19 protein-coding genes and 1 pseudogene are annotated in these 20,567 nt (G+C 73.7%); 12 read left to right on the forward strand and 8 right to left on the reverse strand.

Annotated elements, in window-relative coordinates:
• The first annotated feature begins 6 nt into the window (after positions 1–6).
• From ACZ6D7_RS07715 to ACZ6D7_RS07730, 4 genes and pseudogenes are all read left to right on the forward strand, one after another.
• Complete coding sequence (locus ACZ6D7_RS07715; protein ID WP_469486011.1) at positions 7–405, forward strand: 6-pyruvoyl trahydropterin synthase family protein; 399 nt, start codon at positions 7–9, stop codon at positions 403–405.
• The gene (locus ACZ6D7_RS07720; protein ID WP_469485064.1) at positions 402–1,583 is read left to right on the forward strand and encodes a glycosyltransferase family 4 protein; all 1,182 of its coding nucleotides are present in this window, start codon (positions 402–404) and stop codon (positions 1,581–1,583) included. The genes ACZ6D7_RS07715 and ACZ6D7_RS07720 overlap by 4 nt, the downstream gene beginning before the upstream one ends.
• Complete coding sequence (locus tag ACZ6D7_RS07725; RefSeq protein WP_469485066.1) at positions 1,580–2,572, forward strand: SAM-dependent methyltransferase; 993 nt, start codon at positions 1,580–1,582, stop codon at positions 2,570–2,572. The genes ACZ6D7_RS07720 and ACZ6D7_RS07725 overlap by 4 nt, the downstream gene beginning before the upstream one ends.
• Before the next feature lie 263 nt (positions 2,573–2,835).
• Positions 2,836–3,579: pseudogene (locus ACZ6D7_RS07730) on the forward strand (lysylphosphatidylglycerol synthase transmembrane domain-containing protein); the annotation flags it as partial.
• 143 nt (positions 3,580–3,722) lie between these two features.
• On the opposite strand, the gene ACZ6D7_RS07735 reads toward ACZ6D7_RS07730, so the two are convergent.
• The gene (locus tag ACZ6D7_RS07735) at positions 3,723–4,502 is read right to left on the reverse strand and encodes a creatininase family protein (RefSeq protein ID WP_469485069.1); all 780 of its coding nucleotides are present in this window, start codon (positions 4,500–4,502) and stop codon (positions 3,723–3,725) included.
• A 38-nt stretch (positions 4,503–4,540) separates the two neighbouring features.
• On the opposite strand from ACZ6D7_RS07735, the gene ribA reads away from it, so the two are divergent.
• The 4 genes from ribA (at position 4,541) to ACZ6D7_RS07755 (ending at position 8,679) form a co-directional block, all read left to right on the forward strand.
• Positions 4,541–5,200: a GTP cyclohydrolase II gene (gene ribA, locus ACZ6D7_RS07740; RefSeq protein WP_469485072.1), complete on the forward strand. Its 660-nt coding sequence runs from the start codon at positions 4,541–4,543 to the stop codon at positions 5,198–5,200.
• A 131-nt stretch (positions 5,201–5,331) separates the two neighbouring features.
• On the forward strand, positions 5,332–6,477 hold the full coding sequence (locus ACZ6D7_RS07745; protein ID WP_469485075.1) for an NAD(P)/FAD-dependent oxidoreductase: 1,146 nt from the start codon (positions 5,332–5,334) through the stop codon (positions 6,475–6,477).
• Entirely contained in the window at positions 6,474–7,532 is a 1,059-nt protein-coding gene (locus ACZ6D7_RS07750; RefSeq protein ID WP_469485077.1) for a saccharopine dehydrogenase, read from the forward strand. Before ACZ6D7_RS07745 ends, ACZ6D7_RS07750 begins: the two co-directional genes overlap by 4 nt.
• Positions 7,525–8,679 (forward strand): saccharopine dehydrogenase family protein, encoded by a 1,155-nt coding sequence (locus ACZ6D7_RS07755; protein WP_469485080.1) that lies wholly within the window; start codon positions 7,525–7,527, stop codon positions 8,677–8,679. The genes ACZ6D7_RS07750 and ACZ6D7_RS07755 overlap by 8 nt, the downstream gene beginning before the upstream one ends.
• A gap of 22 nt (positions 8,680–8,701) precedes the next feature.
• On the opposite strand, the gene ACZ6D7_RS07760 is transcribed toward ACZ6D7_RS07755, so the two are convergent.
• The 3 genes from ACZ6D7_RS07760 to ACZ6D7_RS07770 are packed head-to-tail and all read right to left on the reverse strand — an operon-like array spanning position 8,702 to position 11,976.
• Positions 8,702–9,931, reverse strand: coding sequence for a serine hydrolase domain-containing protein (locus ACZ6D7_RS07760; protein ID WP_469485083.1), 1,230 nt, complete (start codon positions 9,929–9,931; stop codon positions 8,702–8,704).
• Positions 9,932–9,988: 57 nt separating this feature from the next.
• The gene (locus ACZ6D7_RS07765; protein WP_469485087.1) at positions 9,989–11,383 is read right to left on the reverse strand and encodes an MFS transporter; all 1,395 of its coding nucleotides are present in this window, start codon (positions 11,381–11,383) and stop codon (positions 9,989–9,991) included.
• A complete protein-coding gene (locus ACZ6D7_RS07770) occupies positions 11,380–11,976 on the reverse strand; it encodes a TetR/AcrR family transcriptional regulator (protein WP_469485090.1) in 597 nt (198 codons plus the stop codon). The genes ACZ6D7_RS07765 and ACZ6D7_RS07770 overlap by 4 nt, the downstream gene beginning before the upstream one ends.
• A gap of 84 nt (positions 11,977–12,060) precedes the next feature.
• Between ACZ6D7_RS07770 and ACZ6D7_RS07775 the strand changes: the two genes are divergently transcribed.
• Positions 12,061–12,510 (forward strand): PPOX class F420-dependent oxidoreductase, encoded by a 450-nt coding sequence (locus ACZ6D7_RS07775; protein WP_469485093.1) that lies wholly within the window; start codon positions 12,061–12,063, stop codon positions 12,508–12,510.
• The gene (locus tag ACZ6D7_RS07780) at positions 12,507–12,908 is read left to right on the forward strand and encodes a hypothetical protein (RefSeq protein WP_469485095.1); all 402 of its coding nucleotides are present in this window, start codon (positions 12,507–12,509) and stop codon (positions 12,906–12,908) included. Before ACZ6D7_RS07775 ends, ACZ6D7_RS07780 begins: the two co-directional genes overlap by 4 nt.
• A 73-nt stretch (positions 12,909–12,981) precedes the next feature.
• On the opposite strand, the gene ACZ6D7_RS07785 is transcribed toward ACZ6D7_RS07780, so the two are convergent.
• Both ACZ6D7_RS07785 and ACZ6D7_RS07790 read right to left on the reverse strand, forming a co-directional pair.
• The gene (locus tag ACZ6D7_RS07785; RefSeq protein WP_469485098.1) at positions 12,982–14,322 is read right to left on the reverse strand and encodes an MFS transporter; all 1,341 of its coding nucleotides are present in this window, start codon (positions 14,320–14,322) and stop codon (positions 12,982–12,984) included.
• 242 nt (positions 14,323–14,564) lie between these two features.
• Positions 14,565–15,242, reverse strand: coding sequence for a TetR family transcriptional regulator (locus ACZ6D7_RS07790; protein WP_469485100.1), 678 nt, complete (start codon positions 15,240–15,242; stop codon positions 14,565–14,567).
• A 158-nt stretch (positions 15,243–15,400) separates the two neighbouring features.
• Between ACZ6D7_RS07790 and ACZ6D7_RS07795 the strand changes: the two genes are divergently transcribed.
• Positions 15,401–16,300, forward strand: a complete 900-nt coding sequence (locus tag ACZ6D7_RS07795) for a shikimate dehydrogenase (protein ID WP_469485103.1) — start codon at positions 15,401–15,403, stop codon at positions 16,298–16,300.
• A gap of 15 nt (positions 16,301–16,315) precedes the next feature.
• Positions 16,316–18,133 (forward strand): bifunctional sugar phosphate isomerase/epimerase/4-hydroxyphenylpyruvate dioxygenase family protein, encoded by a 1,818-nt coding sequence (locus tag ACZ6D7_RS07800; protein WP_469485105.1) that lies wholly within the window; start codon positions 16,316–16,318, stop codon positions 18,131–18,133.
• A gap of 1 nt (position 18,134) precedes the next feature.
• Here ACZ6D7_RS07800 and ACZ6D7_RS07805 read toward each other — a convergent pair whose 3' ends face one another.
• Both ACZ6D7_RS07805 and gnd read right to left on the reverse strand, forming a co-directional pair.
• Positions 18,135–19,562, reverse strand: a complete 1,428-nt coding sequence (locus ACZ6D7_RS07805; RefSeq protein ID WP_469485108.1) for a pentapeptide repeat-containing protein — start codon at positions 19,560–19,562, stop codon at positions 18,135–18,137.
• Between the two features lie 122 nt (positions 19,563–19,684).
• On the reverse strand, positions 19,685–20,563 hold the full coding sequence (gene gnd / locus ACZ6D7_RS07810; RefSeq protein WP_469485110.1) for a phosphogluconate dehydrogenase (NAD(+)-dependent, decarboxylating): 879 nt from the start codon (positions 20,561–20,563) through the stop codon (positions 19,685–19,687).
• Positions 20,564–20,567 lie beyond the last annotated feature (4 nt).

A 20,567-nucleotide genomic window follows, 5' to 3' on the forward strand; every position in this document is an offset into this window, starting at 1 on the left:
CGTCCGTTGTTCAGTGTCACCGTCCGCGATCACATCATGATCGCCCACAGCTTCCGCGGCGAGGTCTTCGGACCCGCGCAGCGCCTCCACGGAGCGACGTTCCTGGTGGACGCCACGTTTCGCCGCGAGCAGCTGGACGACGACAACATCGTCGTCGACATCGGCCTGGCCACCCAGGAACTCGGCGCCGTCGTGAGCGAGCTGAACTACCGCAACCTCGACAACGAGCCCGACTTCGCCGGGGTCAACACCTCGACCGAGTTCCTGGCGAAGGTCATCGCCGACCGGCTCGCCGAGCGGATCGACAAGGGCGCGCTCGGCGAGGGCGCCCGGGGCATCTCCGCCCTCTCCGTCACCCTGCACGAGTCGCACATCGCCTGGGCGAGTTACGAGCGTGCGCTGTGACCGACGTGACCCTGGAGAAGACGCCGCTGGCGTACGTCCCCGCCCAGACGGCCGTTCCCAAGATGGGCGACCTCATCCCCATGTCCTTGCGCTCCGTGCACTTCGTGATGCCCGGCGGTGTCGACGACACGGCGAACCCCAGCGGCGGCAACGCCTACGACCGCCGCGTCTGCCTGGATCTGCCCGGCTTCGGCTGGCAGGTCCACAAGCACCTGGTGGCCGGTGACTGGCCGCGGCCGGAGGCCGACGCCCGCGCCGAACTCGCCCGCACCCTGCGCGAGCTGCCCGACGGCACCGCGGTCCTGCTGGACGGGCTCGTGGCCTGCGGCGTCCCCGAGATCGTGGTCCCCGAGGCGGAGCGGCTGCGGCTGGCCGTCCTCGTGCACCTCCCGCTCGGCGACGAGACCGGGCTCGCCCGTGACGTGGCGGCCGAGCTGGACGCCAAGGAGCGTGAGGTGCTGCGGGCGGTCCCGGCCGTGATCGCCACCAGCGACTGGGCGGTGCGCCGCCTCGTCTCCCACCACGGACTCGCCCCGGAGAAGGTGCACGTCGCCGCCCCCGGCGCCGACATCGCCCCGCTCGCCTCGGGCACCGACGGCGTCTCCCGGCTGCTGTGCGTGGCCGCCGTGACCCCACGCAAGGGCCAGCACCGGCTGGTGGAGGCGCTGGCCACGGTCACCGACCTGCCGTGGAGCTGTGTCTGCGTCGGCGGCCTCGGCCAGGACCCGGAGTACGTCGCCCATCTGCGCCGCCTCATCCGGAAGTACGGCCTCCAGGACCGGCTGGAGCTGGCCGGTCCCCAGGCCGGCGCCGAGCTGGACGCCAGCTACGCCGCCGCCGACCTGATGGTCCTCACCTCCTACGCCGAGACCTACGGCATGGCGGTCACCGAGGCGCTCGCCCGGGGCATCCCGGTCCTCGCCACGGACGTCGGCGGGCTCCCCGAGGCCGTCGGCCGCGCCCCCGACGGCGGGGTCCCCGGCATCCTCGTCCCGCCGGAGGACCCGGCCGCCCTCGCCGCCGAACTGCGCGGCTGGTTCGGCGAGGCGGACGTCCGACGGCGGCTCAAGGCCGCCGCGCGCGGCCGCCGGGCAGCCCTGAACGGCTGGGCGTCGACCGCCCAGAGCCTGGCCGGCGTCCTGAGCCGGCTCCCCAGCGAGCCCCGGAGGGCGGCATGAGGAAGACCACCGCGACCCCGGCGGACGTAGCCCGTCAGATCGGCCGCATCCCGGCCCAGCCCGGCCCGCAGGACCCCGACGGCGTGATCGCCGGCGCCGGTCCCGTGGCCCGCCCCGGCGAGCGGCCCACCGTCCGGCTGCGCGACACGGGCGACGAGGAGCAGCCCCGCTACGCGCCCGAGTGGCTCGAACTGCGCGAGCCCGCCGACGCGGCCGCGCGCGCCCTGGACCTGCTGGACCCGCTGCGCATCCGGCTCGCCAACCTGCCCGGCCGCACCGGCGGTCTGGCCATCCACGACCTGGGCTGCGGCACCGGCTCGATGGGCCGCTGGCTGGCCCCGCGCCTGGACGGCGCCCAGCACTGGATCCTGCACGACCGCGATCCCTACCTGCTGCACTTCGCGGCCGTCGCCTCCCCCCGGGCGGCCGCCGACGGCAGCCGGGTCACCGTCGAGACGCGGCGCGGCGACGTCGCCCGGCTCACCCCGGACGCCCTGGTCGGCGCCTCGCTGGTGACCGCGTCGGCGCTGCTCGACGTCCTCACCCGCGAGGAGGTCGAGACGCTCGCCGCGGCCTGCGCGGGCGCCGGCTGCCCGGCGCTGCTGACGCTCTCGGTCGCCGGACGCGTCGAGTTCGGCACGCCGGACCCGCTGGACGACGAGCTGGCCGCCGCCTTCAACGACCACCAGCGGCGCGGCGGCCTGCTCGGCCCGGACTCGGTGGGCGTCGCCGTCGAGGCGTTCGGCGAGCACGGCGCCACCGTCAAGGTCCACCCCAGCGCCTGGCGGCTCGGCCCGGAGAACGTCGGCCTGACCGCCCAGTGGCTGCGCGGCTGGGTCGGCGCGGCCGTCGAGCAGCGCCCCGAACTGACCGAGCGCGCCGAGGCGTATCTGGAGGCCAGGCTGGCGGCCTGCGCGGCGGGTGAGCTGCGGGTCACCGTCCACCACAGCGACCTGCTGGCGCTGGCCAGGCCGACGGGCGGCGTGTGATGAGTGCGGAGACGGTGGGCGCCCGGGTGGAGCCGGCGATGCCCGTGGTGTGGGCCGACGCGGCGCCGGCCGTACGGCTGCCGCCGCGCGCGCCCGCGGTGAACCGCACCGGACCCGCCGTGTCCGACGCCCGGATCGGCGTCATCGTGACCGAGTCGCACGGCGGGCCGTCCGCGCTGCGCCGGCTGCTCGCCTCCCGTGCCCTGCGCACCCACGCCGGGACCGTCGCCGGGGTCGTCATCCTCGCCGTCCTGCTGTGGCGCATGGGCACCGGCGTCTTCCTGGACGGGCTGCGCCGGATCGACGCCCCGACGCTGCTGGTGGCGCTCGGCATCGGCGCCGTCACCACCGTGTTCAGCGCCTGGCGGTGGGCGCTGGTCGCCCGCGGGCTGCGGATCCGGCTGCCGCTGGGCGCGGCCGTCGCCGACTACTACCGCTCGCTGTTCCTGAACGCGGCCCTGCCCGGCGGCATCCTCGGCGATGTGCACCGCGCGGTGCGGCACGGGCAGAGCGCCGGTGACGTCGGCCGCGGTGTCCGGGCCGTGGTCCTGGAGCGCACGGCGGGCCAGATCGCGCTGGCCGTGGCCGGAGTAACGGTCCTGCTCACGTTGCCGTCCCCGGTCATGGACGACGTACGCCACCTCGCCCCGCTCGTCCTGCTCGCCGGGGTGGGCGCGCTCGCCGTGGTCCTCGCGGTCCGGATGAACAGGTCCTCGGCGCCCGCCCGGGGCGGCCGGGCGCGGGCGATCCTCGCCGAGGCGCGCGAGGGACTGCTGTCCCGCCGCAACGGACCCGGTGTCGCGCTGTCGTCCCTGGTCGTGCTCGCCGGGCACCTCGGGATGTTCGTCGTGGCCGCCCGGGTCGCCGGCTCCACCGCCTCCGTGCTCGCCCTGCTGCCGATCGCGGTCCTCGCCCTGCTCGCGATGGGCCTGCCGCTGAACGTCGGCGGCTGGGGCCCCCGCGAGGGCGTCACCGCCTGGGCGTTCGGCGCCGCCGGCCTCGGCGCGGGCACCGGCTTCGCGGTCTCCGTGGTGTACGGGGTGCTGAGCTTCGTGGCGGCACTGCCGGGCCTGGTCGTCCTGGTCGTCCGCTGGTACGCCGCCCTGCGCGCCGGTGCGGCCGGGGCCGGCGCGACCGGCCCCGACGCCGCCTACTCGGAGTCGGAGCCAGCAGCCCCGGCGTCCGAGGTGAGCAATTCGACATACGCCCCGAAGGAATCCGCCAGGCTCGCCAGGAGTTCCTTCCCCTTTTCCGCGGACCCCAGGGAGGGACGGCCGATGACGCCCGAATCGGTATAGGCGGACATTCCCAGTGTGAGCAGATGGCGACGGTCGTCCGCGACGAAATCGGCGGACTCATGACCGGGCCGTACGAGTTCGGGATGGGCGTGCAGCAGGATCGAGGTCTCGATCTCCCCGGCGTGCATGTCCGTCAGGAGCGAGGTCTCCACCCCGGACCGTTCCCGCGCCGCCTCCCAGTCCTCCGGGGCCGGGAAGAGCGCCATCCGCTCACCGCGGGCGGAGGACTCCTGGACCACGTTGCCCAGGACGTAGTTCCCGCCGTGTCCGTTGACCAGCACCAGGGCCTCGACGCCCGAGCGGCGCAGCGACGCCGCGATGTCCCGTACCACCGCGTGAAGGGTCACGGAGGAGATGCTGACGGTCCCAGGCCAGGCCGCGTGCTCGTGCGAGCAGGCGATGGTCACCGGCGGAAGGAGATGCACCGGGTATGCCTCGGCGATCTCCCGCGCGATGGCGCAGGCGACCAGGGTGTCGGTGGCCAACGGCAGGTACGGACCGTGCTGTTCGAAGCTTCCGACGGGCAGGACCGCCACCTGCGTGGCGACGGCGGCCCCGCGGGCCCGGACGTCCAGCGTGGTGTCCGTGGGCAGCAGACCGTACGCCGCCGTCCGAATCTCCGAACCACTCATCTTTTCCCGGCCTTTCGTCTCCGCTTAGGAATCAGATCATGACAGAGAAAATAGGCGTACTCGGCACGAAGACCTCGCAGCGCACCGGCGTGGAACGCGTCGTGAATGCGCCGCTGCCCACCGTGTACGGGAATTTCCAGGCGGTGGGATACCTCGACCACGACCGCGGTGACGAACAAGTGGCCCTGGTCTACGGCGAGATCGGCAGCGAGGACGTCCTGACCCGGCTGCACTCCGAGTGCCTCACCGGCGACGCCTTCGGCTCGCAGCACTGCGAGTGCGGCGACCAGCTGGCGTCCGCGCTGCGGTCCGTCGTCGCCGAGGGCAGCGGGATCATCGTCTACCTGCGCGGGCACGAGGGCCGGGGCATCGGACTGCTCGGCAAGCTGCGGGCGATGGCCCTGCAGGCCGAGGGCCTGGACACCGTCGAGGCGAACGTCGCGCTCGGCTTCCCGGTGGACGCCCGCGACTACAAGGTGGCCGCCGACATGCTGCGCGACCTGGGCGTGCGCTCGGTCCGTCTGATGTCGAACAACCCGCGCAAGCGCGAGGCGCTGGTGGACAACGGCATCCAGGTCGCCGAGGAGGTGCCGCTGCTGATCGAGCCCTGCGAGAACAACATCACCTACCTGCGCACCAAGCGGGAGCGCCTGGACCACCGGCTGCCGCACCTGGACGCGGTCGCACACTGGTCCTGAGCGCGCTTCGAGCCGTCGTCCCGGTGTGTGCGGATCGCAGCCCGCACGGGTAGGGATCACGACGGTCACGGCACGCGACAGCCCCGGCCTCGGTACCTGGGCCGGGGCCGCCGCCGAAAGGAGCCGCCCGCGTGAACACGCACGCCTCGGTCGTCGTCATCGGCGGCGGAGTCATGGGCACGAGCATCGCCTACCATCTGGCCGCCGCCGGCGTCCCTGACGTCCTGCTGGTGGAACGGGACGAACTCGCCGCCGGGTCGACCTCGAAGGCCGCGGGCGGGGTGCGCGCCCAGTTCTCCGACGAACTGAACATCCAGCTGGGGGCACGCAGCCTGGAGGCGTTCGCACGGTTCGGGGAGGAGATCGGGGCCGACATCGCACTGCGCCGCGTCGGCTATCTCTTCCTTCTGTCCACGCCGCAGGAGGTCGCCTCCTTCGAGGCGGGCGTCCGGCTCCAGAACGCGCTCGGCGTGCCCAGCCGCATGACCGACCCCGCCGAGGCCCGCCGCCTCTCCCCGCTGATCCGCACCGACGGACTGCTGGCCGCCGCGTTCTCACCCGACGACGGCCACTGCACCCCCGAGGCGGTCGTCCACGGCTACGCGGCCGCCGCCCGCCGACGCGGCGCCCGTATCCTGCGGCACACCGCGGTCACCGGCATCGAGACGCGCGGCGACACCATCACCGCGGTGACCACCACCCTGGGCCGCATCACCACCGACACGGTGATCTGCGCGGCCGGCGCCTGGTCCCGGGCCGTCGGCGCGATGGCCGGCGTGGACCTGCCGGTACAGCCGCTGCGCCGGCAGATCGCGGTCACCGAGCCCGTCCCCGGCCTCCCACCGGACCTGCCGATGACCATCGACTTCACCAGCACCCTGTACTTCCACGCCGAGGGCCCCGGTCTCCTGGTCGGCATGTCCGACCCCGACGAGCGCCCCGGCTTCGCCACCGACACCCACGACCGGTGGATCCCCCGCCTCGCCGCCGCCATGGAGCGGCGCGCCCCCTCCCTCCTCGACCTGCGCCGCACCGGCGGCTGGGCGGGCCTGTACGAGGTCACCCCGGACCACAACGCCCTGATCGGCGAGGCCACTTCGGTCTCCCGCTTCCTGTACGCGACCGGCTTCTCCGGCCACGGTTTCCTCCAGGGACCCGCCGTCGGCGAGGTCGTCCGCGACCTGTACCTCGGCCGCGTACCCTTCGTGGACGTCACCCCCCTGAGCGCCGGCCGGTTCGCGGCCGACGCCCCGCGTCCGGAGGCCAACCGCGTATGACCGACCTGCATCTGTGGCTGCGCCACGAGGTCCGTTCCACCGAACGCCGCACCCCGGTCGTCCCCGACGACGCCCGCCGCCTGATCGAGGCCGGGATCCGGCTGACGGTCGAGGAGTCCCCCCAGCGGATCTTCCCGGCCGAGGAGTACGAGGCCGTCGGCGCCCGTATCGCCCCCGCGGGCTCCTGGGTGTCGGCGCCGCGCGACGCCGTGATCCTCGGCCTGAAGGAACTCCCCGACGAACCCGCCCGTTTGACGCACAGTCATGTCTTCTTCGGGCACGCCTACAAGCAGCAGCCCGGCGCGGCGGACCTGCTGCGCCGCTTCGCGGCCGGCGGCGGAGCCCTGCTCGACCTGGAGTACCTCGTCGACGACCAGGGCCGGCGCCTCGCCGCCTTCGGCTTCTGGGCGGGCTACCTCGGCGCGGCCCTCGCGGTGCTCCGGCAGCGGGACCGGCTGACCGCGCCCCTGCGCCCCACGGACAAGGACGAGCTGGACCGGATCCTGCGCCCGCTCCCCGGCGACCAGGAGTTCACCGCCCTCGTCGTCGGCGCCCTGGGCCGCAGCGGCCGGGGTGCCCGGGCCGCCCTCGCCACGGCCGGCGTCGAGCCGACCTGCTGGGACCTCGCCGAGACCCGCGACCTGGACCGGCGCGCCCTGCTGGACCACGACGTGATGGTCAACTGCGTCCTCGCCACCACCCCGGTGCCGCCGTTCGTCCGCGAGGAGGACCTCGACGACCCGGCCCGCCGGCTGCGCACCCTGTCCGACGTCACCTGCGACGTGGGCTCGCCCCTCAACGTGCTGCCGGTGTACGACCGGACGACCGAGTGGACGGACCCGGTGCGCCGGCTGGCCAAGGAGCCCCCGCTCGACCTGATCGCCATCGACAACCTGCCGTCCCTGCTGCCGCGCGAGGCCGCCACGGACTTCTCGCGGGCCTTGCTGCCGCAGCTGCTCGACTTCGCCGGCGCCCCGTGGGAGCGCTGTCTGGAACGCTTCCGTCAGGCGTGCGCCGGACTCGGCGTCGAGGAAGGGACGTCCGGCCGTGTCTGATCACGTCCCCGCCAGCGGCACCGTCCACTGGGTCGGCGCCGGACTGTCCACCGGCAGCGGTCTGGCCGACCTCTGCGCACGCGCCGGCCGGGTACGGCTGTGGCACCGCACGGCCGAGCGGGCCGCCGGGGCCCTGGCCGCGCTGGGCCTGACCGGGCGCGCCGAGCCGCGCGCGTACACCCTCGAGGCGCTCACCGCCGAACTGGCGCCCGGGGACGTCGTGGTGTCGATGCTGCCCGCGCCCGAGCACGGCCCGCTGCTCGCCGCGTGCGTGGCCGGGCGGGCCCACTTCGCGTGCTCCAGCTATGTCTCGGACGCGGTGCTGGAGCAGGTGCCGGCCGCCGAGCGGGCCGGGATCACCGTCCTCACCGAGGCCGGACTCGACCCCGGCATCGACCATCTCTTCGCGCACGTCCTCGTCGCCCGCGCCCGGGCGGCGGTCGGCGCCGGCACGGCGGCCTCGTACCGTCTGACCTCGTACTGCGGGGGCGTCCCGGCCGTACCGAACGACTTCCGCTACCGCTTCAGCTGGGCTCCCCTCGGGGTGCTGAACGCCCTGCGCTCGCCCGCCCGTTACGTCGAGGACGGCACCGAGACGGTCGCCGGGCGGCCCTGGGAGGCGACGAGCCGGCACGTCGTCGACGGGGAGACCTTCGAGGTCTACCCCAACCGGGACAGCGTGCCGTTCATCGAGCAGTACGGGCTGCCCGCGGCCTGGAAGCCGGAGACCTTCGTCCGCGGCACCCTCCGGCTCGACGGCTGGCTGCGGGCCTGGGGCCCGGTGTTCGAGGAGCTGACGGCGGGCGACGACGACCGGATCGCCGCGCTGGCCCGTGAACTGGCGGACACCTACCCGACGACGGACGCCGACCGGGACCGGGTGGTGCTCGCGGTGTCGTTGGACGTCGACGCGGGAGGCGGCCCGGTGTGGTCCGGGAGCTATCTCCTGGACCTGGTGGGCGACGAGGAGGAGAGCGCGATGGCGCGGTGCGTGTCCCGCACCCTCGCGCTCGGCGTCCGGCACATCCTGGACGGCGGTCTGCCGCCGGGCCTGCACCGGGCGGCCGAGACCCCGGAGCGCTCCGCCGAGTGGCTGGGCGAACTCGCCCGGGAGGGACTGGAGTTCACCCTGCGCGAGAACGGCTGACCGGTCGGTCCGGCACCGCCTCTCAGTCCGTCACCGCCTCGTGGACGAGCCGCTTGAGGTCGGGGTAGAGCTTCAGCGACCGCCTCGGCCTCAGCTGGGTCAGGAACTGCACGCTCAGATCACGGCTCGGGTCGATCCAGAAGGTGGTGGTGGCGACCCCGCTCCAGCCGTAGGTGCCCAGGCCGGACGGGGCCTGGGTGCGCTCCGGGTCGATGACCACGGAGACGCCCAGGCCGAAGCCGACCCCGTCGTTGCCGGGTTCGTCGTGGGCGGGGCGGCTGCCGAAGGCCCGTAGATCGGCGTTGCCCGGCAGGTGGTTGCGGGTCATGAGGTCCACCGTCTGCGGGGTGAGCAGCCGGACGCCGTCGACTTCGCCGCGGCGGCGCAGCAGTTCGCTGAAGCGGTGGATGTCGTAGGCGGTCGCCACCATGCCGCCGCTGCCCGACAGGAAGCGGGGGCGGCCGGTCAGCGGCAGCCCGGCGATCGGCTCGATACCGCCGCGGTCGGTGTCGCCGTACAGCTCGGCCAGCCGGGGGGCCTGTGCGCCGGTGACCTGGAAGCCGGCGTCGGGCATGCCCAGCGGGCGGAAGATCCGCTCGGCGAGGAACGTGTCGAGGGGCTGCCCGGAGACGACCTCGATGATCCGGCCCAGCACATTGGTGGCCACCGAGTAGTTCCACTGCGTGCCCGGCTCGAACTGGAGCGGCAGCCGCGCGTACGCGTCGACGGTCTCGGCGAGGTTCGAGCCGGGCAGCACCGCCGACTCCAGACCGGCCTCGCGGTACAGGGCGTCGACGGGGTGACAGTGGTAGAAGGCGAAGGTCAGGCCCGCGGTGTGGGTCAGCAGATGCCGCACGAGCAGGGGCCGCTCGGCCGGGCGGGTCCGCAGATCCCTGCCGGAGCCGCCGACGTGGACCCGCCGGTCGGCGAAGGCCGGGAGGTGGTCGGCGACCGGGTCGTCCAGCCGCAGCCGCCCCTCCTCCATCAGTATCAGGGCGGCGACCGACGTGACCGGCTTGGTCATCGAGTAGATCCGGTACAGGGTGTCGGCCTCGACCGGGAGCCCCTTGGCGAGGTCGCGGCGGCCGTGCGTGGTGAGGTGCGCGACCCGGCCGCCCCGCGAGACGGCCAGCAGGAACCCCGGCAGCCGTCCCTCGTCGACGAAGTGGGCGACATGCTGGTCGAGACGGTCCAGCGCCTTCGCGTCCAGTCCGACCTCGCTCGGGTCGACCTCTTGTCGCAGCAGTGCCATCGTTCTCCTCCGGTGCGCTCGTGCGAGGTACGGTCCGGCCGGTCACTCCGGACGACCTCAGTGCTCATCGTTGCCTAGGGAACGGGCGTACGGACCCGTTTCGCGGCCGTGCCGGGTGTGGGGTGTGTCGCTTCCCTCGGCCGGACGACCTGCCGGGACGTGCGGGGAACGGCCCGGCAGGGCCCGGCAGACCGGCAGGGCCGCCACCGCCGCGACCGCCAGCAGCACCAGGGGCGAGCGGTCCGCGCCGGTGCCCATGAGGACGGTCGCCGAGGCCACGCCCAGCACCGGGCCGATGTTCATCGCCGTCTGCTGCAGCCCGCCCGCGACCCCGGCCGACGCCACGGGGGCCTGCCGTACGACTACATGGGTGGCGGCGACCATCACGGTCCCGAACCCGGCGCCGACCAGCGCGAACCCGGCGCAGAACGCGGCCTGGCCGGGGGCGACGGCCAGGACGAGGAGGCCGGTGGCGAGCACCGCCGTCGCCCCCGCGACCGTGCCGCGGGCACCGGTCCGGCGCAGCAGTACGGCCGACACCGGCGCGGCGGCGATCAGCAGCACCGCCAGCGGCAGCGCGAGCAGGGCGCTGTGCAGCGGGGTCAGACCGAGGCCGTCCTGGAGGACGTAGACGCAGGCGAACAGTCCGCCGTTGAGCGCGGCCGACACCGTGACCAGCAGCGCGAGGGCGGCGCCGACGCCCGGGGAGCCGATCACGTCCGCCGGCAGCAACGGCGCGGGGGCGCGGCGCTCGTGCCGGACGAAGGCGGCCCCGGTGAGCAGGGCCACCGGCGCCGACCAGGTCAGGGCCGGGAGGGTCACGAGGGTGTGCACCAGGCAGGCCAGCGCCGCTCCGAGCAGCAGGGCGCCGGGGACGTCCAGCGGGCCGTCGGCCGCCGGCCGGGGTTCCTCCCGGGAGGCGAGGGCGAGCACCCCGAAGAGCAGGGCGGGCACGATGTTGAGCAGGAACACCGACCGCCAGCCGAACTCCGTGGCGAGGGCCCCGCCCACCACCGGACCGGCGGCCGCCGCCACCCCGATGGCCGCCGTCCGCACGGCGATCGGGGTGCGCAGCCGCTCCGGCGGGAACGCGGCGCGCAGCATCCCGAGCGTGGCGGGTTGCAGCAGCGCCCCGAACACCCCCTGCACCACCCGCAGTCCGATCACCCAGGCCACGTCCGGCGCCAGCGCGATGCCCGCCGACGCGGCGCCGAAGCCGAGCATGCCGACGGCGAAGACCCGGCGGTGCCCGAACCGGTCGCCGAGCCGTCCCGCGAACACCAGCAGGGCGGCCACGGCGACGAGATAGCCGGTGCCAGTCCACTGGACCTGCCCGACCGAGGCGTGCAGATCGTGCCGCAGGGTGGGCTGGGCGACGGTGAGCACGGTGCCGTCGAGGGCGACGATCACGGCGCCCGCCACACTGCTCGCCAGCGTCAGGGGGCGGTTCACCGGCCGTCCTCCGGGCCGAGGTGCGCGTCCAGGGCGGTGCGCAGCAGCGGGGTGAAGTCGTCGGCTCCCGTGGCGAGTTGGAGGCTGCCCCAACCCCACAGCTGGGCGATGCCGTGCAGGTTCGCCCAGAGCGCGGCCGCGACCGCGCGGGCGTCGGCGGCGCGACCCGGGCGGACCCGTCCGACCAGGTCCACCAGGACGCCGAACAGCGGCAGACTGGTGTCCCGCAGCCGCAGATGGCCGCTCTCCAGCAGGTCGTGACGGAACATCAGCTCGTACATGCCGGGGTTGTCCAGCGCGAACTCCAGGTACGTACGCCCCAGTTCGGAGAGCTGGGTGCGCGGGCCGGCGCTGCCGTCGCCGAGGGTCGTGGTCACCCGTACGGACAGTTCGGTGAAGCCGCGGCGGGCGATCGCCGACAGCAGCTCCAGGTGCGTGGGGAAGTAGCGGCGGGGCGCCCCGTGCGAGACGCCGGCCCGGCGGGCGATCTCCCGCAGGGTCAGCGCGCCGACCCCCTCCAGGGCCACCAGGTCCACGCCGACGTCGACGAGACGGGTCCGAAGGTCGGGATCGGGCTTCTCGGGAGCACTCATAGACACTGTCTACCAGGGTGAGTAGACAGTGTCTACTCATCTGCCGCGGGAATGCGCCCCGGGCGGCGCTCGGTTGTGCGGGACATGACTCAGGACTCGACGCGCAACGCACTGCTCGCGCTGCTCTCCGAGAGCCGCACCGGCGTGCTGGTCACCCTCAAGCGCGACGGACGGCCCCAGCTGTCGAACGTCAGCCACCACTACTATCCGGACGAGGGCGTCATCCGGATCTCCGTCACGGACGACCGCGCCAAGACCCGCAACCTGCGCCGCGATCCGCGCGCGTCGTACCACGTCACCACCCCCGGCCACCGCGCCTACACGGTCGTCGAGGCCACCGCCGACCTGACGCCGGTCGCCGAGGACCCCTACGACGCCACCGTCGAGGAACTCGTCCGCCTCTACCGCGACGTCGGGGGCGAGCACCCCGACTGGGAGGACTACCGCGCCGCCATGGTCCGCGACCGCCGTCTGGTGCTGCGGCTGCGGGTGGAGCGCGCGTACGGCATCCCCCGGGGGAGCAACGAGGGGTGACCCGGCCCGAGGACGACCCGCGCCCCGTGCTGCGCACGGCCCACGAGCTGCTCGGCCGCTGGCTCGACCTCGTGGAGGAGGTGGAGGATGGCTACGGGTGGAGCGCGCCCGAACTGGCGAACGACCTCGGGTGCCGGACCCGCCTGGCCGGGCTCTGGCGCCGGCTGCCGGAGGAGGTGCGGGCCGCTCGGCGGCCCGAGCTGGACGCGCTCGACGAGCGGTTCCGGGCGGCGACGATTCCCTGGCCGGGGCACGAGGAGATCACCGGGCAGTGGTGGACGTGGCGGATCCCCCGAGTCCTGGGGGCCGAACCGGGGGAGCCCCGCACGAAGGGGTGGCCCCTGGGCTGGGACATGCTGCCCTTTCCCCGGCCCGACACCGTCGACGTCGTCGAGTGAGCCTCCCGCCGGACAGGCCCGAGCCCCCGGCGCCGCGAGGGCGGCCGGGGGCTCGGGCACCCGGGGGACGGGGTCAGGCGGTGACCGTCTCGCGCGCCGAGGACTCCGGCGCGGACCGCTCGCCCAGCCGCTCGGTCGGGACCTTCGCGGTCTCCCGGGCGGACAGGGCCGCGATCACCGGCGGCACGCACAGCGCCGCCGTGAAGAGCGCCACGGACGACCAGTCGTCACCGTTCGGGCCCGCGATCTCGGCGGCGAAGGTGACCGCGAAACCGGCCACGGCGAAGCCGATCTGGGTGCCGATCGCCATCCCGGACAGCCGGACCCGGGTCGTGAACATCTCGCCGTAGAAGGAGGGCCACACGCCGTTCGCGGCGCTGTAGACCACACCGAAGGTGACGATGCCCAGGACGAGGATCAGCGGGTAGGAGCCGGTGGAGATCGCCCACAGGTAGAGGAACATCAGCACCGCGCTGCCGGCCGCGCCGATCAGGAACACCGGACGGCGGCCGATGCGGTCGGAGAGCGTGGCCCAGGCCGGGATGGCCGCCAGCGCGACCAGGTTGGCCAGCGCGCCCACCCACAGCATCGAGGAACGGCTCATCCCGACCGAGTCGCTGGTCGCGTACGCCAGCGCCCACACCGTGAAGATGGTGCTGACCGAGGCGACCAGCGCACCGGCCACCACCCGCAGGACGTCCGCCCAGTGCTCGCGCAGCAGCACCGCCAGCGGCAGCCTGACGACCTCGCCGGTGGCCTGCTGCGCGGCGAAGGCCGGGGTCTCGTCCAACTTGCGGCGGATCACGAAGCCGACGACGGCGACCGCGACGCTCAGCCAGAACGGCACCCGCCAGCCCCACGACAGCAGCTGGTCCTCGGGCAGGGCCGCGACCGGCAGGAAGACCAGGGTGGCCAGGAGCTGTCCGCCCTGGGTGCCGCTCAGGGTGAAGCTGGTGAAGAAGCCGCGCCGCTGCGGTGGCGCGTGTTCGAGGGTCATGGAGTTGGCGCTGGCCTGCTCGCCGGCCGCGGAGATGCCCTGGAGGACCCGGCAGGCGACCAGCAGGACCGGCGCCAGGGTGCCGACCTGGTCGCGGGTGGGCAGACAGCCGATGAGGAACGTCGAGACGCCCATCAGGATCAGCGTGAAGACCATGATCTTCTTGCGGCCGACGCGGTCGCCGAAGTGGCCGAGGAAGAGCGCGCCGACGGGGCGGGCCGCGTAGGCGACACCGAAGGTGGCCAGCGACAGCAGGGTCGCGGTGGCCGGGTCCGACTCGTCGAAGAAGACCTTCGGGAAGATCAGTGCGGCGGCGCTGCCGTAGATGAAGAAGTCGTAGTACTCCAGCGCGCTGCCGATCCACGCCGCCGTGGCGGCTTTCTTCGGCTGGCCGGGGGGTGCGGCGGGGACGGACACGGCGTGCTCCTTCGAGGGAACTCCAACGTAGGTGGAGTGAGCGGAGGAAGGGGAGGGGTGCGGGGGGAGAGGGGGGAGGAAGGTGTGGCGCCGGATCGCGGCTAATTAACCCACTGGATAGTTAGTCCCGGTGGGAAGGGATGTTGCGCCTAGGTTTCCCGGGTGTCAAGAGGTCGTGCCGTACGGCCGCCGACGCGGCCGCCGGTCTCCCGCGGCCCTCAGCCCGTGCCCCCGGTCCGCCCTCAGCCCGTCGTCCGCTCCGTCGTCCGCTCCGCGGTCAGATACGCGATCACCATGTCGCCGAGCATGGTCCGGTAGTGCTCGCGCCGGCCCGGATCCACCAGGTCACGGCCGAACAGGGCGCCGAAGGTGTGCCGGTTGGCCACCCGGAAGAAGCAGAACGAGCTGATCATCGCGTGCAGGTCGACGGCGTCCACCTCGGCCGTGAACAGGCCGGACTCCTGGCCGGCGGCGAGGATGCGGCGGATGACGTCGAGCGCCGGGGAGCCGATCCGCCCGAGCTTCTCGGAGGCGGCGATGTGCTCGGCCTCGTGGATGTTCTCGATGCTCACCAGGCGGATGAAGTCCGGGTGCTGCTCATGGTGGTCGAAGGTCACCTCGGCCAGGCGCCGGATGGCCGCCACCGGGTCCAGGTGCTCCACGTCCAGCCGCTGCTCGGCCTCGCGGATCACGCCGTACGCCCGTTCCAGGACGGCGGTGAACAACTGCTCCTTGCCACCGAAGTAGTAGTAGATCATCCGCTTCGTGGTGCTGGTGCGGGCCGCGATGTCGTCGACCCGGGCCCCGGCGTAACCGGCCCGCGCGAACTCCTCGGTCGCCACGTCGAGGATCTCGGCCTGGGTGCGGGCGGCGTCACGGGTGCGCCCGTTCGGTCGTGCCGGTTCGTCGGCGCTGGTCATCGGGTTCCTTAGGGCGGCGTGGGCGGCGTGGGTGCAGTGCAGAGATTCTAGGAGCCCGCCCCCGGCCCGCGCCGTGAGAGGGCTTCCCTCGCCGCCCGGCTTGGTGTTATGACTAACTCACCAGTTCGTACATTAGCCAGCCGCTCAGGAGGTCCGCCGTGACCAAGGACGTGACCGCAGACGTCGCCCAGGACTCGTATCTCGTCGGACTGATCGGTTCCGGCATCGGACCCTCGCTCAGTCCGGCGCTGCACGAGCGCGAGGCCGACCGGCAGGGCCTGCGCTGCCTGTACCGGCTGATCGACATCGACGTCCTCGGAGTCGGCCCCGAGGCGGTCGGCGATCTGGTGCGCGCCGCACGCGACCTCGGCTTCGACGGGCTCAACATCACGCACCCGTGCAAGCAGCTGGTCATCCGCCACCTCGACGCGCTCGCCCCGCAGGCCGAGGCGCTCGGCGCCGTCAACACCGTCGTCTTCGAGGACGGCCGCGCCGTCGGCCACAACACCGACGTCACCGGTTTCGCCGCGTCCTTCGCCCGCGGTCTGCCCGACGCCCCGCTGGAGCGGGTGGTGCAGCTCGGCGCGGGCGGCGCGGGCGCGGCCGTCGCGCACGCCACGCTCACCCTCGGCGCCGGTCGGGTCACCGTCGTCGACGCGCTGCCCGAGCGGGCCGCCGCCCTCGCCGGCTCCCTGAACCGGCACTTCGGCGACGGCCGGGCCGCGGCCGCGGGCCTCGACCGGCTGCCGGAGCTGCTCGCACACACCGACGGCATCGTGCACGCCACCCCCACCGGCATGGCCGCCCACCCCGGCCTGCCCTTCCCGGCCGAGCTGCTGCACCCCGGCCTGTGGGTCGCCGAGGTCGTCTACCGGCCCCTGGAGACCGAGCTGCTGCGCACCGCCCGCGCGGTGGGCTGCGCCACGCTCGACGGCGGCGGCATGGCCGTCTTCCAGGCCGTGGACGCGTTCCGCCTGTTCACCGGCCGGGAACCGGACAGCACCGCCATGCTCGCGCACTTCGCCGAACTGGCCGGGGCCGTGCCCGCACCGAAGTAGAGAGGTCCCCCCCCGATGCGTACGTCCATCGCCACCGTCTCCCTGAGCGGATCCCTCACCGAGAAGCTCACCGCCGCCGCCCGCGCCGGGTTCGACGGCGTCGAGATCTTCGAGAACGACCTGCTCGCCAGCCCCCGCACCCCCGAGGAGATCCGGGCCCGCTGCGCCGACCTCGGCCTCACCGTCGACCTCTACCAGCCGATGCGGGACATCGAGGCGGTGCCTAAGGAGCAGTTCGCCCGCAACCTGCGCCGCGCCCGGCACAAGTTCGAGCTGATGGGCCGGCTCGGCGCGGACACCGTCCTGGTCTGCTCCAGCGTCTCCCCGCTCGCCGAGGACGACGACGCGCTCGCCGCCGAGCAGCTGAGCCGGCTGGCCGATCTGGCCCAGGACTTCGGCGTCCGCGTCGCCTACGAGGCGCTCGCCTGGGGACGGCACGTCAGCACGTACGACCACGCCTGGCGCATCGTCGAGTCCGCCGGGCACCCGGCGCTCGGCACCTGCCTGGACAGCTTCCACATCCTCTCCCGGGGCTCCGACCCGAAGGGCATCGAGGACATCCCCGGCGAGAAGATCTTCTTCCTCCAGCTGGCCGACGCCCCGCTGCTCGGCATGGACGTCCTCCAGTGGAGCCGCCACCACCGCTGCTTCCCCGGGCAGGGCGGCTTCGACGTCGCCGGACTCGTCCGGCACGTGCTGCGCACCGGATACGCGGGGCCCCTCTCCCTGGAGGTCTTCAACGACGTGTTCCGGCAGGCCGAGGCCGGTCCGACCGCCGTCGACGCCCGCCGGTCCCTGCTCGTCCTCCAGGAGGAGGCCGGTGTCGCGGACCTGCCCGCGCCCACCGCGCCGACCGGGATCGCCTTCACCGAGCTGCTCACCCAGGACGCCGAACCCGTGTCCGCGCTGCTCGGCCCGCTCGGCTTCGCCCGGACCGCCCGGCACCGCGGCAAGCCCGTCGAGCTGTGGGAGCAGGGCGACGCCCGGATCCTGGTCAACACCGGCCCGGCCGCCCTCCCCCACACTCGGCTCCGCCCGCGCGGGGGGACCCCCACCGATGGCACCACCCTCGCGGCGATCGGCCTGGAGTCACCCGACCCGGCCGCCGCCGCCCGGCGCGCCGAGGCACTGCTCGCCCCCGTGCTGCCCCGCCGCCGCGCCGCCGAGGACGTCCCGCTCGACGCGGTCGCCGCCCCCGACGGCACCGAACTCTTCCTCTGCGCGACCCGCCGCCCTCCCCTGCCCGACTGGCGCGCCGACTTCGAGGACCTGCCCCACACCCCCGCCGGCCCCCGTGACCTGCGCATCGACCATGTGGCGCTCACCCAGCCCTGGCACCACTTCGACGAGGCCGTCCTCTTCCACCGCGGCGTCCTCGGTCTGGACGCCCAGGAGAGCGTCGACGTCGCCGACCCCTACGGGCTGCTGCGCAGCCGGGCGGTCACCAACGCCGACGGCAGCGTCCGCTTCCCGCTCACCGTCGGCGCGGCCCCCGGCGACGACACGGCCCACGCCCGGCACATCGCGCTGGCCACCGACGACGTGGTCGCCGCCGCCCGCCGCTTCACCGAGGCCGGCGGCCGGCTGCTGCCGATCCCCGCGAACTACTACGACGACCTCGCGGCCCGCTTCCCCTTCGAGGACGGCGAGCTGGAGACCTACCGCGCGCTCGGCATCCTCTACGACCGGGACGCGCACGGTGTCTTCCGGCACTGCTACACGCACACCGTCGGCCGTGTCTTCTTCGAGCTCGTCCAGCGCGACGGCGGCTACCAGGGCTACGGCGCCGCCAACGCGCCGGTGCGGCTGGCGGCCCAGCACGCCGTGCGCTGACCTACTGCCGGCTGACCGTCCTGGTCACGCCCGCGACGACGGTCGTGGCCAGGATCCAGCCGGTGACGATGAGGACGTACGCCAGCGTCTGGTACCCGCCGGTCGGGGCGAACGCGCTCTCCTGCCCGAAGGAGATCACCGGCAGCAGCAGGTCGAGGGTGTAGAAGACCGGGTCGAACTCGGGCGCCTCGGCCGCCTTGAGCGGCGGCGGATGGTGTCCGGCGTACGCGATCGAACCGACGGCCAGCAGCGACAGCAGCCAGACGGCGGCCCGCAGCGGGCGGAAGCCGTAGCCGACGGCCGCGTCCTGGAGGTGGCCCCACATCCGCCCGTACCAGGGGAGCGTGGAGCGGCGGCGGCGCTGCTTGGCGAGCTGGACCAGCCGGGCGGCCTGGTCGTCGCCGATCCGTCGGTACGCGGCCGTCAACTGCTCGTAGGCGTGCGGGTCGAAGCCCTCGCCGTCGCGCTCCAGCATCGGCAGCCGACGCTCGGCGGGCTCGTGCGGGGTGAGGAAGGTGTACGTGAGGTCCAGCAGCCGCACCTGGTCGGGCAGCATCTCCGGCTCCACGTCCAGCTGGTTGATCTCGGCCCGCCGCAGGTTCAGCAGCCCCTCGACCCGGGGGCCCCGGCGCAGCCAGAACTCGCCGATCACACAGCTGCTGGCCCGCAGCGCGGTGCCGCCCGGGTTGGACAGCTGTGCGTCCAGCAGATCCACCCGGCCGGGTATCCGGGCGCCGCGCAGATCGATCCGGCCCTCGGCGCGCAGCCGGCGGGCGAGCAGATTGGCGCCGACCTCGACGGCCTCCGCCGCCACGACGAACCCGCCGGGGTGGGACAGCTCGGCGTCCTCCAGATCGAGCGAGCCGGCGACGGTGGCGCCGTCCAGCCGGATCAGCCCCTGGGCGCGCAGGCCGCGGGCGCACAGGTCGTCGTCGACGGAGATCTGGTGGAGCTGGAGCACCGGCTGCGAGGGGTCCGTCGCGGTGACCGTCGCGCCGTCCAGCAGCAGCGCACCCGAGATCTGCGCTCCGCCGAGGTGCACCAGGCCCGCGATCCGGCAGCGGGTCAGCCGCAGACCACCGTCGACCCGGATGTGCGGTGCCTCCAGCCCGGGCAGTTCGGACTCGCGCAGGCTGACGTAGCTGAACTGGGCGCCGGTCAGCCGAGGGGTCTCCTCGAAGCGGCAGTGCCGCAGACGGATCACGCTGTCGAAGCTCGCGAACCGCAGGTCCAGTACGCCGGTGATCCTGGCACCCAGCAGCTTCAGGGCCGCCACTTCGCCCGGTTCGCGGGGGCCGTTGAGCAGCAGCGTCCGCAACACCGTTGCCCGCACCGCTCCTTCGCCGCCGTCCCGGAAGTCGACGGTCGTACCCGTGGCGAAGGCCCGCCAGACGCGCTGTTCGGCCGGTGTCAGATCGTTGATCTCCATCAGCCGCGACTCTGGCGGGCCCTCCGAGCCGTGTCAACCGGCCACGGGCGCACGTTCCACGCGGCGACGACGGGCCGGTCGAGGCAGTGGGGGAGGCCGGCGGACGATCCCCCACGGCCGGACTACTCCTTCGACTCCACGGCGTGGCCGCCGAACTGGTTGCGCAGCGCCGCGATCATCTTCATCTGCGGGGAGTCGTCCTGACGGGACGTGAACCGCGCGAAGAGGGAGGCGGTGATGGCGGGCAGCGGTACGGAGTTGTCGATGGCCGCCTCGACCGTCCACCGTCCCTCGCCGGAGTCCTGCGCCCAGCCGCGCAGCTTGTCGAGGTGCTCGTCCTCGTCGAGCGCGTTGACCGCGAGGTCGAGCAGCCAGGAACGGATGACCGTCCCTTCCTGCCAGGAGCGGAAGACCTCGCGCACGTCCGTGACGGAGTCGACCTTCTCCAGCAGCTCCCAGCCCTCGGCGTAGGCCTGCATCATGGCGTACTCGATGCCGTTGTGGACCATCTTCGAGAAGTGCCCGGCGCCCACCTTGCCCGCGTGGACATAGCCGTACGGGCCCTCCGGCTTGAGCGCGTCGAAGATCGGCCGGAGCCGGTCGACGTGTTCCTTCTCGCCGCCGACCATCAGGGCGTAGCCGTTCTCCAGGCCCCACACGCCGCCGGAGACACCGGCGTCGACGAAGCCGATGCCCTTGGCGCCGAGTTCGGCGGCGTGCTTCTCGTCGTCCGTCCAGCGGGAGTTGCCGCCGTCCACGACCGTGTCGCCGGCCTCCAGCAGATCGCCGAGCTCGTCGATGACGGACTGGGTGGGGGCGCCGGCCGGGACCATCACCCAGACGGTGCGCGGCGCGTCGAGCTGGGCGACCAGCTCGGGCAGGCCGCTGACGTCGGAGAGGGCGGGGTCGCGGTCGTAGCCGACGACGGTGTGCCCGGCGCGGCGGACACGCTCGCGCATGTTGCCGCCCATCTTGCCGAGACCAATCAGACCGAGCTGCATGTCA

It is taken from the genome of Streptomyces sp. NPDC041784, assembly GCF_055591025.1.

Coding starts and splice junctions, on each gene's coding strand:
- ACZ6D7_RS07725 (WP_469485066.1), top strand. CDS start 1,580: ATGAGGAAGACCACCGCGACCCCGGCGGACGTAGCCCGTCAGATCGGC.
- ACZ6D7_RS07735 (WP_469485069.1), bottom strand. CDS start 4,502: ATGAGTGGTTCGGAGATTCGGACGGCGGCGTACGGTCTGCTGCCCACG.
- ribA (WP_469485072.1), top strand. CDS start 4,541: ATGACAGAGAAAATAGGCGTACTCGGCACGAAGACCTCGCAGCGCACC.
- ACZ6D7_RS07750 (WP_469485077.1), top strand. CDS start 6,474: ATGACCGACCTGCATCTGTGGCTGCGCCACGAGGTCCGTTCCACCGAA.
- ACZ6D7_RS07760 (WP_469485083.1), bottom strand. CDS start 9,931: ATGGCACTGCTGCGACAAGAGGTCGACCCGAGCGAGGTCGGACTGGAC.
- ACZ6D7_RS07770 (WP_469485090.1), bottom strand. CDS start 11,976: ATGAGTGCTCCCGAGAAGCCCGATCCCGACCTTCGGACCCGTCTCGTC.
- ACZ6D7_RS07775 (WP_469485093.1), top strand. CDS start 12,061: ATGACTCAGGACTCGACGCGCAACGCACTGCTCGCGCTGCTCTCCGAG.
- ACZ6D7_RS07790 (WP_469485100.1), bottom strand. CDS start 15,242: ATGACCAGCGCCGACGAACCGGCACGACCGAACGGGCGCACCCGTGAC.
- ACZ6D7_RS07800 (WP_469485105.1), top strand. CDS start 16,316: ATGCGTACGTCCATCGCCACCGTCTCCCTGAGCGGATCCCTCACCGAG.
- ACZ6D7_RS07805 (WP_469485108.1), bottom strand. CDS start 19,562: ATGGAGATCAACGATCTGACACCGGCCGAACAGCGCGTCTGGCGGGCC.
- gnd (WP_469485110.1), bottom strand. CDS start 20,563: ATGCAGCTCGGTCTGATTGGTCTCGGCAAGATGGGCGGCAACATGCGC.